At 52.8% G+C, this 13,976-nt stretch carries 9 protein-coding genes; 4 read left to right on the top strand and 5 right to left on the bottom strand.

Translation table 11 applies throughout. The annotated features are described in order from the left end of the window. Positions 1-48: 48 nt before the first annotated feature. From HU143_RS05750 to hin, 4 genes are all read right to left on the bottom strand, one after another. On the bottom strand, positions 49-456 hold the full coding sequence (locus HU143_RS05750) for a 3'-5' exonuclease (RefSeq protein ID WP_023226814.1): 408 nt from the start codon (positions 454-456) through the stop codon (positions 49-51). Between the two features lie 349 nt (positions 457-805). Continuing rightward, positions 806-1,345 (bottom strand): phase 1 flagellin gene repressor FljA, encoded by a 540-nt coding sequence (fljA, locus tag HU143_RS05745; RefSeq protein WP_023226812.1) that lies wholly within the window; start codon positions 1,343-1,345, stop codon positions 806-808. Between the two features lie 67 nt (positions 1,346-1,412). After that, positions 1,413-2,933, bottom strand: a complete 1,521-nt coding sequence (locus HU143_RS05740; RefSeq protein ID WP_000079792.1) for a FliC/FljB family flagellin — start codon at positions 2,931-2,933, stop codon at positions 1,413-1,415. A 364-nt stretch (positions 2,934-3,297) separates the two neighbouring features. After that, a complete protein-coding gene (gene hin, locus HU143_RS05735; protein ID WP_000190920.1) occupies positions 3,298-3,870 on the bottom strand; it encodes a flagellar phase variation DNA invertase Hin in 573 nt (190 codons plus the stop codon). Positions 3,871-4,559: 689 nt separating this feature from the next. Between hin and iroB the strand changes: the two genes are divergently transcribed. The 4 genes from iroB (at position 4,560) to HU143_RS05715 (ending at position 11,730) form a co-directional block, all read left to right on the top strand. Next, complete coding sequence (gene iroB / locus HU143_RS05730; RefSeq protein WP_023226811.1) at positions 4,560-5,675, top strand: salmochelin biosynthesis C-glycosyltransferase IroB; 1,116 nt, start codon at positions 4,560-4,562, stop codon at positions 5,673-5,675. A gap of 80 nt (positions 5,676-5,755) precedes the next feature. Continuing rightward, on the top strand, positions 5,756-9,409 hold the full coding sequence (gene iroC / locus HU143_RS05725) for a salmochelin/enterobactin export ABC transporter IroC (RefSeq protein WP_023226810.1): 3,654 nt from the start codon (positions 5,756-5,758) through the stop codon (positions 9,407-9,409). A gap of 109 nt (positions 9,410-9,518) precedes the next feature. After that, on the top strand, positions 9,519-10,763 hold the full coding sequence (locus HU143_RS05720; RefSeq protein ID WP_023226809.1) for an esterase family protein: 1,245 nt from the start codon (positions 9,519-9,521) through the stop codon (positions 10,761-10,763). 31 nt (positions 10,764-10,794) lie between these two features. Then, positions 10,795-11,730 carry an alpha/beta hydrolase gene (locus tag HU143_RS05715; protein ID WP_023226808.1) on the top strand — a complete coding sequence of 312 codons (936 nt, stop codon included), beginning with the start codon at positions 10,795-10,797 and terminating at the stop codon, positions 11,728-11,730. A gap of 41 nt (positions 11,731-11,771) precedes the next feature. On the opposite strand, the gene HU143_RS05710 is transcribed toward HU143_RS05715, so the two are convergent. Next, positions 11,772-13,946 (bottom strand): TonB-dependent siderophore receptor, encoded by a 2,175-nt coding sequence (locus HU143_RS05710; protein ID WP_023226807.1) that lies wholly within the window; start codon positions 13,944-13,946, stop codon positions 11,772-11,774. Positions 13,947-13,976 lie beyond the last annotated feature (30 nt).

The following is a 13,976-nucleotide window of genomic DNA, read 5'->3' as shown; positions in this document are numbered from 1 at the left end:
TTAAAATTAGTTTATATCAATAGGATATGAAAACTGTTGGTATCTGGTTCACAAATTCACTCTTGTGTAGGGCACTTGGCCTGTGGTCAGCAGATCAACACAACGCCCTGCAAAGGCGTTTGGTATCGCAAGAGCAACAAAATTGCGAGCACGGGTTAGGCCAACGTAGAGTACACGCTTTGCCTCAGCATCTACTCGTTCTTGCCATGACTCAAACAGTGCTTCAATTCTGTTTTCAGGGGCTCGATTCGGCGGGACTACGACGCATACTGCATCGTACTCACGACCTTTCACTTCATGTATGTTGCCACATGCAAAACCTAGAGCAGCGGGCGCTTGAAGATGCTTTGACCATTGCGCATTAGGAGGCTGTCGTGAATCGCCACGGATAACCTGGCCCCCTACAGTATCACAGAAGGCGTTGGCGTACCCATTGAGCCAAATTTGAGCCTTCATAAAAGGCCTGGTAAATTTTGTGATTGTTGGGATCGGTAGCTACGGCCTTTTACATCGCTTCAACTCGTTCGGCAAGCATGAATGAAGAGTAATCATCACCAGACGACAATAGTGCAACTGCCCTCTTTCCTGGACTGTTCCGGTACCCCAGGAGAAAGTACTTTATCAGTGTTCATCTCTCTTATGATGCCCGTGAACCCAAATGCGTCGCGGAACCTACTTTTACCTTCTTCTGACAAGAGCAGGAGTCTGGCACGATGAATACCATTCATGTCCTCCGTTCATCAGGTCCTCTCCGGTAGCCCCCTAAGTTTTACTTTTCTCACGGAATTTTTTATTACCGTATGCGTTATTCAGCGTAATCCGAAGACGTGATCCTGCTCACCCAGTCAAACATAACTTGCATATGATTGCCATTGGATGTCCTCACACCAACCTGACACGCATTTACGCCTGTCGTTTTGCCAGTCAAAACCTGTCCATACTTCATATAGATTTTGATACCGACTCCCTGTTTATAGCACTTATTGCAAATCGAGAAATAATCTCTTCTCGATGGAGTATATTGCTGAAGATTAAATTCGTCAGCCGGCACCAGCGAAAGATTAAAAGCATCATTACCTGATAATTCTTCAAGAATTGCCAGAGACTCTAATTTAACTTCAATGCGCTTATTTCCTTTAGGTTCATCCGAAGCCAGAATCAAATTTTCCCTCGGATTAAACTTCGCAATGTAGCCTGTGATTATCCGGGCATTATTACTCACCAATCGAACAGGGATATCATTAAAACGTAGAAATTGAACTCGACGAGCAAGCATAGAATAATCCCGCGGCCATATTTCAGCCTCTCGCCCGTAGGAAATATCATTTACAGCTATACATTCCATAAATATATATTCATCTATGCTAAATGAAAAAGCCCCGAATTCACGGGGCTGAATAAAACGAAATAAATTAACGTAACAGAGACAGCACGTTCTGCGGGACCTGGTTAGCCTGCGCCAGAACGGAAGTACCAGCCTGCTGCAGGATCTGCGCACGAGACATGTTGGAAACTTCGGTCGCATAGTCGGAATCTTCGATACGGCTACGCGCTTCAGACAGGTTGTTTACGGTATTGCCCAGGTTGGTGATAGCAGAGTTGAAACGGTTTTGTACCGCACCCAGATCAGAGCGTAGCGCATCCACCTGCGCCAGCGCGGCATCAATTTTCTGCAGCGGGTTTTCGGTGGTTTTAGCGGCTGCTTCCGCCAGCTCTGGTTGTGCTTTGAAATCATGACCAGCGGCTTTGCTGGCATTGTAGGTTTTACCGTCGATAGTAACGACTTCGGTTTTACCGTCTACACCACCCAGTTGGTTAGCCGCTGTTTTGGTAGTGCCGTCAGCAGCAGTATAACTTGTGGTTTTAGCTTTAATTGCTCCTGTCGCTTCATCGTAATCTGCGGCGTAATACTTATCGCCAGCTTTAAGCGCATAACCGCCTTCAATTGTCTTACCATTTTTATCGGTATAAGACATTTTGACCAACTCAGCGCCATTAGCATCGGTAGCGTCAACGCCGCCAGCAATTAAGGCATTTTTAGCATCTGCTGAAACAACTGCCGGTGTATCTTTTAACTCCTGTACTTCTGTTTTAGTTGTCGCACCAGCAGGCATTGTGGTTTTAGTTGCGCCAGCCGCAAGGGTTACTGTACCGTCAGTAGCAACGTTAACTTCATAATCGCCATTTTTGTCAAGATCAGCACCAGTAAAGCCACCAATAGTAACAAAGTACTTGTTATTATCTGCGTCAAATTTAACCGCACTACCTGTTACACTAGGTGCACCATTCGTACCACCCGTAGCCGCTTTAATAGCTGCATCATCAAGACCCGATACATCCAGTGTAGTACCATTATTGGCATAAGCTTTCGTTGTTACTGCTGTATCTTTCACATCATACGCTTTCTGCACGTTCAGTGAGTCCAGACCCAGGGTCTGAGAGTTGATCTGCTTCAGATCGATATCGATAGTTTCACCGTCGTTGGCACCAACCTGGATGGTCAGGGTGTTGTCCTGCGCCAGCACTTTCACGCCGTTGAACTGAGTCTGGCCGGATACACGGTCGATTTCGTTCAGACGCTGGGTGATTTCAGCCTGGATGGAGTCGAGGTCAGACTGTGAGTTAGTGCTGTTAGCAGACTGAACCGCCAGTTCACGCACACGCTGCAGGTTGTTGTTGATTTCGTTCAGCGCGCCTTCAGTGGTCTGCGCAATGGAGATACCGTCGTTAGCGTTACGGGAAGCCTGAGTCAGACCTTTAATGTTCGCGGTAAAACGGTTAGCAATCGCCTGACCTGCCGCATCGTCTTTCGCGCTGTTGATACGCAGACCAGAAGACAGACGCTCGATAGCGGTGCCCAGTGCGGACTGGGATTTGTTCAGGTTATTCTGGGTCAGCAGCGACAGACTGTTAGTGTTGATTACTTGTGCCATAAAATTTTCCTTTTGGAAGGTTTTTGATAACCAATGTTATGCCAGGCTTACCTGTGTCATCCAGGTTATCGACACTTGAGGCATAAACTTTACTACTTTTTCTGTCTGTAATTGCTTACACCTAACAGTTTGATTAAAAAGCCTTTCTATGTGAACACTGCGTCTGGTAGTGTTTTGAGCGATGTCGTCTATAGCTGGATATAACATAGGCTTTATCGTGAGCGCGTTACACTATATATGTTAATGCGTTGAATTTTTTTCTCTTTTTAATTAGATGCTGTCTTTTTCGTATACCCTTTCGGTTTATTTATGCCATACGCCTGTATTACAAAAATGTTATATCCACCCTGTTGTGATTTTTATTTTAATTCATTCGTTTTTTTATACGGCTTGCCGGAAAGTATCTGTATAAGGTAGATACGCCAATACCAAAAATAATAGCTAGTTGCTGCCGAGGATGGCCTTTCTCTAATAGCCGGCTAATCTGTTCCTGTTCATGTCTATTGATCGCCCGAGGGCGCCCTCCCAGTCGTCCTTGCGCTCTGGCGGCAGCCAGTCCGGCAAGGGTTCGCTCGACAATTAATTCTCGCTCCATCTCGGCCAGTGCCGACATTACATGAAAAAAGAATCGCCCCATCGCGCTACTGGTATCAATACTATCGGTTAAAGAATGGAAGTGAGCTCCACGTTCATGTAATTCTGATATTAACGCCACCAGGTTTTTCACGCTGCGGCCCAGTCTGTCTAATTTCCAGACGACAAGAGTATCGCCTTTATTTACATACTTTAACGCCCGTTTCAGGCCGGGGCGGTTTGCAATCTTGCCACTGATACGGTCCTCAAAAATGCGGTCACAATTTGCACTAGTAAGCGCATTACGCTGTAAATCGATATTTTGGTCAATTGTTGACACCCGAATATACCCAATAGTAGCCATGATTTTCTCCTTTACATCAGATAAGGAAGAATTTTAGTCGCTTTTCTCATGGAGGATTGCTTTATCAAAAACCTTGGTTTTCAAGAACCAATAAATCGTGTGGCTGATGCGCTATAAAAATCGCAGAGCGGTGACGATAGTCCGCATAAGGAGCTGTTCGTTCGCAACATTCGAACGGTAACGTAAAACCGGTTTCATTGGCTAATGAAGACGAAGGGGACAAAATTCCTACAGAGTTGATACCACAGAGATAGTCCAGGCTCGCAGGTGATACGGGATTTAACGCCGGAAAGTCTGCACAGAACACAATCCGCCGCCGGACACCATTAAATTGCCCCGCAACGTGTTATCAATACTACTCCCTACGTTTCCCGTTACCTTGCTGTCGGTACGTTTACCGCATTGTCTGAAAGGTTATTTGCGAAGTTATCATTAATAATCCACGGGCGTCTGGTATTCGAATCCAGTTCCCCAATTCTGGCGCTTTGCCTTCGCGACCATACGCGCGTAAATAAGCCTGAAACCAAACTTCACCGCGTAACGCTCTCCTCTTCCCCGATTTTTACGCAAAAAATCATCACATGATCAAGGGTCGTATTTGTTATTGCATTTTTCAAATGATATTGGTAATTATTATCATTCTCATTAACGACTTGTTCGATTTATGACGTGGAGAGAGAGGATTTCTCATGCGTATTCTGTTTGTCGGTCCACCACTGTATGGACTGCTATACCCTGTGCTGTCCCTGGCGCAAGCGTTTCGTGTTAATGGCCATGAAGTGCTGATTGCAAGCGGTGGAAAATTTGCACAGAAAGCAGCAGAAGCTGGGTTGGTGGTATTTGACGCTGCGCCTGGTTTCGATTCGGAAGCGGGTTATCGCCGTCAGGAGGCATTGCGAAAAGAAAATAACATTGGAACAAAAATGGGGAACTTCTCATTTTTCAGCGAAGAGATGACCGACCCGCTGGTCGCGTTCGCCGGACAGTGGCGGCCAGATCTCATCGTCTATCCTCCCCTTGGGGTCGTTGGACCACTGATTGCCGCTAAGTATGACATTCCAGTAGTGATGCAAACCGTCGGCTTCGGTCATACGCCCTGGCACATCAAAGGCGTGACGAAATCACTTTCTAACGCCTACCGCCGCCATGGGGTCAGCGTGCCACCAAGAGATCTGGCGTGGATAGACGTCACACCGCCCAGCATGAGCATACTGCAAAATGACGGAGAGCCGGTTATCTCCATGCAATACGTCCCGTATAACGGCGGCGCCGTCTGGGAAGAATGGTGGGAACGTACACCTGATCGCAAGCGTCTTCTGGTTAGCCTCGGCACCGTCAAACCGATGGTAGATGGCCTGGATCTGATTTCCTGGGTAATGGATTCTGCCGGCGAAGTAGATGCCGAAATCATCCTGCATCTTCCGGCAAACGCCCGCTCGGATTTACGTTCTCTGCCACCGAATGTCCGTCTGGTCGACTGGCTTCCGATGGGCGTTTTCCTTAACGGCGCCGACGGTTTTATCCACCATGGCGGCGCAGGCAACACCCTGACGGCGCTGCATGCCGGCATTCCGCAGATAGTCTTTGGCCAGGGTGCCGACAGACCCGTCAATGCCCGCGCCGTGGTCGAGCGCGGATGCGGCATTATTCCCGGTAAGAGCGGGCTTACGAGCAGCATGATCAATACCTTCCTCGGTAATCGCGCGCTTCGCGAGGCGTCGCAGGAGGTCGCGGCGGAAATGGCGGCCCAGCCTTGCCCGACCGAGGTGGCAAAAAAACTGATCGCTATGCTGCAACACGGCTAACCGCAGCAGCGCAATGACAATATGGCGGCTGAACCCAGCGTGTGTCGCCATATCTCATCTTTCACCGATAAGGAGGCTTAATGCCCGCGACTCATTTCCCCATGCCCGCTCGTGCCTGGATAGTTCGCCTTGCCCGCGTGTGTTGGGAACGTAAAACACTGAGCATCATTGTCATCGTAGCATCAGTATCGACCATTTTACTGGCTGCGCTGACGCCGCTAATAACGCGTCAGGCCGTCAATGACGCGATAGCAGGCGAGACGACCCACCTGCCGTTACTTGCCTGCGGCCTGCTGTTAATTGCCCTTTTTGATTTTATCGGGAATTACGTGCGCCGCGGCTATGCCGGGGAACTCTCGCTGTGGGTTCAGCATACGTTACGTAGCCGTGCGTTCGACAGTATTCAAAAACTGGACGGCGCAGGCCAGGACGCCTTGCGTACCGGGCAGGTCATTTCGCGTACCAACAGCGATCTTCAACAGGTACACACCTTGCTACAGATGTGTCCGGTGCCGCTGGCGGTGCTCACTTACTATGTGGCCGGTATCGCGGTGATGCTATGGATGTCGCCATCCATGACGCTTATCGTGATTTGCGTACTGGCCGCCCTTGCCATTACCGCCCTGCGCGCCCGTCGCCGTGTTTTCGCACAAACGGGGCTTGCCTCAGACCGGCTGGCGCACATGACGGAACATATGCGCGAAGTATTGGAACAGATCTCAGTGGTGAAGTCCTGCGTGGCGGAGTTACGCGAAACGCGTTGGCTCGATGGTCAGTCGCGGCAGATGGTGCGGGTACGCATCGGCGCCGCTATCTCGCAGGCGATGCCGGGCGCAACCATGCTGGCGCTACCGGTGATAGGGCAAATCGTCCTGCTGTGCTATGGCGGCTGGTCGGTAATGAATGGGCGCATCGATCTGGGAACCTTCGTTGCGTTCGCGAGTTTTCTCGCTATGCTGACCGGCCCTACCCGCGTACTGGCATCGTTTTTGGTTATCGCACAGCGCACACAGGCGTCGGTGGAGCGCGTCTTCGCGCTTATCGACACGCGTTCTCGCATGGAAGACGGTACTGAGTCGGTTGAAGGTCAGATTATCGGGCTGGACGTGGAGAAGATGAGTTTCCACTACGACAACGGTAACCGTATCCTCAATGAGATCTCGTTTTCCATTCACGCCGGTGAAACCGTGGCGGTGGTTGGCGCATCCGGCTCCGGGAAATCAACATTGCTGATGTTGCTGGCGCGCTTTTACGATCCCACCTCCGGCGGAGTATGGCTCAACACCACTACGGGTCAACAGAATATTCGCGACCTGAAACTGACGGCGCTTCGTCGTCGCGTTGGCGTAGTGTTTGAAGACGCGTTTCTGTTTGCCGGTACGGTGGCGGAAAACATCGCCTATGGGCACCCGCAAGCGACTCAGGACGACATTCGACGCGCCGCCGATGCCGCAGGCGCCAGCGGGTTCATCAATGCGCTACCGCAGGGGTTCAATACCCGACTGGCCGAACGCGGAAGCAACCTCTCCGGCGGCCAACGCCAGCGTATTGCGCTAGCCCGGGCACTGATTACCGCGCCGGAACTGCTGATTCTCGATGACACCACCTCGGCGGTCGATGCCGGTACTGAAGCGGAAATTAACACGGCTCTTGGTCGTTATGCCGATAATGAGCATATGCTGCTGGTGATTGCACGCCGCCGTTCAACACTGCAGTTAGCCGATCGGATCGTCGTGCTGGATAAAGGCCGCGTCGTGGATATCGGTACCCAGGCGGAGCTGGATGCAAGGTGTCCGACGTTTCGCTCGCTGATGAGCGGCGAGGGTGATTTTCTCGCCCTCGCCCCAGCGGAACAACGTGCGCTATGGCCAACAACGCAGGCGGCAAAATCCGACGACGCGCATGAGCGCCAGACACCCGCCGGAAAAGGTTTTGTCGACCGGATGACGCGCGTTCCAGAACGCGCCGTACAGATGGCGCTGGCAGGCCACGGGCGTCAAGTCTCATCGCTGCTGACGCCAGTAGCCTGGATGTTCGTCATCGCCGCCCTGCTTATCGCGCTTGATTCCGCCGCAGGCGTTGGCGTGCTGGTGCTTTTGCAGCGCGGTATTGACTCAGGCGTTGCCGCAGGGGATATGTCGACTATTGGCATATGCGCTCTGCTCGCGCTGTGTCTGGTAGCGATCGGTTGGTGCTGCTATGCGCTGCAAACGATCTTCGCCGCCCGCGCGGCAGAGTCGGTACAGCATACGGTACGCTTACGCAGCTTTAGCCACCTGCTACGCCTGAGTCTTCCCTGGCACGAGAAGCACATCGACTCGCGTCTTACTCGCATGACCGTCGACGTTGATTCACTCGCCCGATTTCTGCAAAACGGTCTTGCCAGCGCGGCCACCAGCATCGTGACAATGGTCGCTATCGCCGCGGCAATGTTCTGGCTTGACCCCATTCTTGCGTTAACGGCATTAAGCGCCGTACCTGTAGTGGTGCTGGCGACGTGGATTTACCGCCGTTTGAGCTCGCCTGCCTACGCCCAGGCACGGCTGGAAATTGGTAAGGTGAACAGTACGCTTCAGGAAAAGGTCTCCGGTATGCGGGTAGTACAGTCACACGGCCAACAACAGCAGGAAGCCGCCAGGCTACGGGCGTTATCAGATAACTTCCGCGCCACCCGCGTGCGGGCGCAAAAATACCTTGCCGTCTATTTTCCGTTCCTGACTTTCTGCACCGAGGCCGCCTATGCCGCCGTGCTTTTAATCGGGGCGACCCGGGTCGCCGGAGGCGAAATGACGCCCGGGATACTGGCGGCGTTCTTCCTGCTACTGGGACAATTTTATGGCCCGGTACAGCAGTTGTCAGGCATTGTCGATTCCTGGCAGCAGGCGACCGCCAGCGGCAAACATATCAATGCGCTATTGGCGACTGAGGAAACAGAGAATATTGAACCGTCCTCCATAACGCCTGGCACTGGCGCGCTACGTCTGGAGGCATTGACATTCCGCTATCCCGAAAAAACGCAACCTGTGCTTGATAATCTCTCGCTCACCATTCCGCCAGGAACGGTAGTCGCGGTGGTCGGACGTAGCGGCGCTGGCAAATCGACGCTGATCAAGCTGCTGGCCGGACTCTACTCTCCCGGTAGCGGGCAAATCCGTGTCGGTGAGCGCGTAATTGATGCCGCGTCGCTTAGTGATTATCGTCGCCAGACGGGGCTGGTCACTCAGGATGTCGCATTATTTAGCGGCGATATTGCCGAAAATATCCGCTATTCGCGGCCAGACAGCAGCGACACGGAGGTGGAGATCGCGGCGCGACGGGCGGGACTCTTTGAAACTGTGCAACATCTGCCGCTGGGGTTTCGTACTCCGGTCAATAACGGCGGCACGGATCTGTCCGCGGGCCAGCGTCAGTTGATTGCCCTCGCCCGCGCCCAACTGGCACAGGCGCACATTCTGCTGCTCGACGAGGCGACAGCGCGTATCGACCGCAGCGCCGAGGGGCGCTTAATAACCTCGCTTACCGGAGTGACGCATACCGAGAAACGCATCGCGCTTATCGTCGCGCACCGGCTGACCACCGCTCGCCGTTGCGATGTTATTGTCGTAATCGATAAAGGATGTATCGCTGAATATGGCAGCCATGAGCAGTTGATAGCGACTCATGGCCTGTATGCTCGTCTGTGGCGGGACAGCGTCGGCCAGACACGCGATACGCAAGAAGAGGTCATGGGATAGTTTTTATCGCCACGATTTACGCAAAAGAAAGCCCGCAAGCGGCTGTTCCTGTAACAGCCGCTTTAGCTATTAGTACTGACCGAAATATAAATGAGATGGAATACAAAGAATGAGACTGAGCCCGCCCGTCGCTCCTGTCGCTATACAGACCGCTACGCGCCTTCGCCGCCAACTCGCCGCCGGAAGCCAGGTTGACGCTTCTCACTTCTGGCGAGAAGTAAACTCGCTCGCGCTGCCGCTGGTGACAGCCATTAACGGCGCAGACGATGAACGGGAAGTCACCTTCCTGTGGCGTGCCGCCTCTCCTCTGCGGGGGGTTTATGTTCGCCTGAACCGTGTCACCGATAAAGATAACGTGGCGAAAGGTATGATGACGCAACTGCCCACAACGGATATCTGGCATCTGACGCTTCGCTTACCGGCGTCCTACTGCGGTTCCTATACGATGGTCGAAATACCACCGGAAACCCCGGACGAGACGGTGTTGCAGCTTGGAAGCCGTTTCGCCTCCCTTGTCGGGAAGGCGGACCCGCTGAACAGCGCGCCGGGAATAAATGTTCGGGGCAATGCGCAGGAATCCGTTCTGGCGCTGGATCATGCCCCGGCACAGGAGGAGTGGTCAGGCTGTCGCGCTTACGCCGGGCAGCTTTTCACCTCAGAGCATCGGCTCGCCGGACAACGTCGCCGTGTGCGGCTGTATCTTCCTGACGTTCCTGTCGTACAACCGCTGGGCTTACTGGTACTCACGGATGGCGAGATCTGGTTCGACCATCTTGGGGTAAGCGCCGCCATTGACGCCGCCATCCGCAGCGGACGCATCGCGCCGGTGGCCGTACTCGGCATTGATAACATCAACGCGGGTGAACGCGTCGCAATCCTCGGCGGTCGCCGCGAGCTGGTGCTCGACATTGCCGAACGCCTGCTGCCAACCCTTCGCGCCAAATACCCGGAACGGTGGTGGGCGGACCGTACACAAACGGTGCTGGCTGGGCAAAGCCTCGGCGGCGTGACCGCGCTGATGGCGGCCCGCCACGCGCCAGAGAGCTTCGGCCTGGTACTGAGTCACTCCCCCTCAATGTGGTGGACGCCGGACAACCGCAATCGCCCGCCCCATTTCAGCGCAGAAGAGCGCTCATGGGTCAGCGAACATGTGTTATCCGCGCCCTCGCCAGCCGTACGTACGCATCTGTGCGTGGGATCGCTGGAAGGTTCAACGGTCCCGCAGGTCAAACAGTTGCATGAAAAATTGCGCGCCGCCGGCGTTGAAAGCCATTGCAACGTGTACACCGGCGGTCACGATTATGCCTGGTGGCGCGGCGCGCTGATTGACGGATTACGTCTACTGCCCCGATAAAACTTCACCTACCAAAAAGGAATCACATCCGATGTATGGTCGCCAGTACCACAACAAGCGCTATCGCATGGCGCTATTTTTAGTGAGTTTTTGTTTTAGCGCGCTGAGTTATGCGCAGCCGGATATGCAGCCATTAGGGCCGAATATCGCTGATAAAGGTTCGGGATATTACCATTTTAGGGTCAATGACTTTCAATCTGCCGATGGCGCAAGACATTACCGGGTATGGACCGCTATTCCCAACAAAGCCGCCCCGCCGTCGGGTTATCCTGTTTTATATATGCTGGACGGCAACGCAGTGATGGACAGACTGCCGGAGGCGCTGCTCAAACAACTGGCAGACCACTCGCCGCCGGTGATTGTGGCGATTGGCTATCAGACTAACCTGCCGTTTGATCTTAACGGCAGAGCTTATGACTATACGTCGGCGCCGGGAATCGATCGCGAAGGCAGTGAAAATAGCCCGCGTTTTCATCGTAAGACCGGCGGCGGGCCAGCGTTCCGCCAGCTACTGGAGAGACATATCGCGCCGCAGGTGGAACAAGGAATAACCATCAACCCCGAACGGCGCGGGGTATGGGGACATTCTTATGGCGGCCTGTTCGTTTTGGACTCCTGGCTGTCGTCATCCTTCTTTCATATCTATTACAGCGCCAGCCCGTCACTCAGCAGGGATAACTTTGCCCTGTTGAATCGCCTTACGACAGTGAAGCCGTCGCCGTTCTGCCATAAAAAACTCATCATAATGGAAGGTTCAGCGTCGAATGGGGATAGCAGGCAACGCCAGATGGCCGAGCTCCTGCAAAAAGTTCAGGAGACCGTGAGAACGCTTGAGAACAACGGCGTTAACGCGGCCCTGCAGCATTACCCGGGCCTGGGCCACGGGCCCATGTTTAACGCCTCTTTTCGCAGTGCATTGCTGGATATCAGTCGCGAACCGGCAAGCCAAGAACCACGCTGCCATTAACCCGTCGCCAGAATATGCCCGCCAGCGGCGGGCATAACCCATCAAAACGAGGCCGTCACACCGGCATAATAAGCCCGACCCGGTTCGTTATAGGTATTTGCCCCTTCGGCGGAGCGATAGATCTGTTTATCGAAGATATTGCTGATACCGACATTAAGACGCAGGTTCTTGTTGATATCGTAGTTAACGTTGGCACCAACCAGTGAGTAAGCCCCCAGCGCTTTCCCGGACAATCCTTTGGTCTCTTCACTACGCGACTCCGCATGTGTTCGCGGTTTTTGCTTGCCGTATAACGTCCAGTTGACGTTAGCGGAGAGTGCGCTGGTAATAGTCCAGTCGAGGAAGGTATTCACCGTATATTTCGGGATTATCGATAAGGGATTGCCGGTATCTTTTTGCTCAGAAGCAATCATATAAGTCGCATTGGTATTCCAGTTCAGACGGTCCGGCATCAGCGGAACAGCCATGCTGGCTTCAATACCTTCAATCAGCGCTTTACCGCCGTTCTGCCACTGCAATACATAAGCGCCAGATGCGCTTCTGCCAATAATCTGATCACCTGCGACAATCTTATTCTGATAATCGTTACGGAAATACGTGACGCTTGCGTGATAATCGTCTACGGTAAATTCCAGCCCAATCTCTTTATTGATGCTAATTTCAGGATCGAGGTTCTTATTACCGACCAGGTAACAGCCGCCTGACGTAATATCTTTTGGACAACCGTTGCCTTTCGAATAGAGTAAATACCCCTCACTGGTTTGATACAAGTTCGGTGCCTTAAAGGCCCGGGCAATACCGGCTTTCACCTTGACGTATTCACCTAACTCCTGGGAAAGGTTAAGACTGGGACTAAAATTACTCCCGGATTCGCTCAAATAGTCAAAACGCAGACCCGGAATAATATTGGTACCGGCCATGGGTTCGATATTATCTTCAACGTACAGCGCACTGATTTCCGATTTATTTTTGCTGCTACGGTTAGCCGCCGAACCGGGAATCCCGGCGATATTGCTATCCTTAACCGTCAGACTGGTAGAGGAAGGATCGTTCAGCTCATCGCGGTTCCACTCCGCGCCGACGGTGAGCGTTTGCTCAAATAGCCATATCACCGGAACATTCACCTCGCCGCTGGTGCGATACGAGGTCAGGCGGTTAGTGGTGAACGTCTGGTCGTTGGTAATACGCCCCTCGCCGCCGCCGGAGAGCCCCTCATTCATGCGGGTGTTATCGGTTTTTTCATAGTAGAACCCCAGGCGGCTTTGCCCCCAGTCCCAGATGCCGTTATGAGTTAGACCGTAATTCTGCCGGTACAGGCGATTGGTCTCCCGCCCGGACTGCGCCAGACTTTTGGTAACCGCGTTTGAAGTACTGTTTTGCGTATCGCCAGCATAAATATTCCCCTGCCGACTATATCCCGCTTCAAAACCAAGGATTTGCTGCGAGGTCATTTTCCATGAGAAGACGCTATTAATATCTTTATTGGTGACCCCCTCCCGTCCGGCGGCATTTTTGGTACCGGCGGAGGAGTTAATATCCCAGCTATCGGCATCGGTTCTGTTGAGATTACCGTACAGGCGCATCGTCAACGTATCTCCAGCCAACGGGCCGCTAAGGCTAAAGTTACCCCGCCGGGTGTCACCTTCTTTGCTGCTTTCCGGCTGGTTGGTATAGAGCGACAGCGAGCCGTGCCAGTCATTAGTGGGGCGTTTGGTGATGATATTCACCACCCCGCCTGCGGCACCGGAGCCATAGCGCGCGGCGGCGGACCCACGGATCACTTCAATACGTTCTACCATCTCCGGCGGCACCCAGTTCGTATCGCCACGGGTGTCGCGTTCTCCGCGCCAGCTATAGCGAACCGAATTTCGCGACGTCACCGGAACGCCGTCAATCAGCACTAAGGTATTTTCCGGCCCCATACCACGAATATCAATTTGTCGGTTATTTCCGCGCGTCCCCGAGGCGCTATTGCCGGTAAGATTAACCCCAGGCATCTTACGAATAATATCGGCAAGATCGTTAACGGGAGGATTCTTTTGAATATCGTCACGAGTAATAATCGAAACGCCCGGCTGTTGCTTTAATACTTGCTCGGCAGTGGATTCAACCACCATCGTTTCGCCGTTGTCGTCTGTAGATTCTGCTGCTGATAATGGACTATTAATCCCTGTAGAAACCACGGTTATTAACCAGAGGAACTTATTAACTCTCATACCCATTCCCTAAATAATGTCTAAAGTAGC

Source organism: Salmonella sp. SJTUF14076, assembly GCF_015534835.1.
GTDB lineage: Bacteria > Pseudomonadota > Gammaproteobacteria > Enterobacterales > Enterobacteriaceae > Salmonella > Salmonella enterica.
Note: the sequence above shows the minus strand (reverse complement) of the source record. Positions and strands in the feature narration are given on the sequence as shown.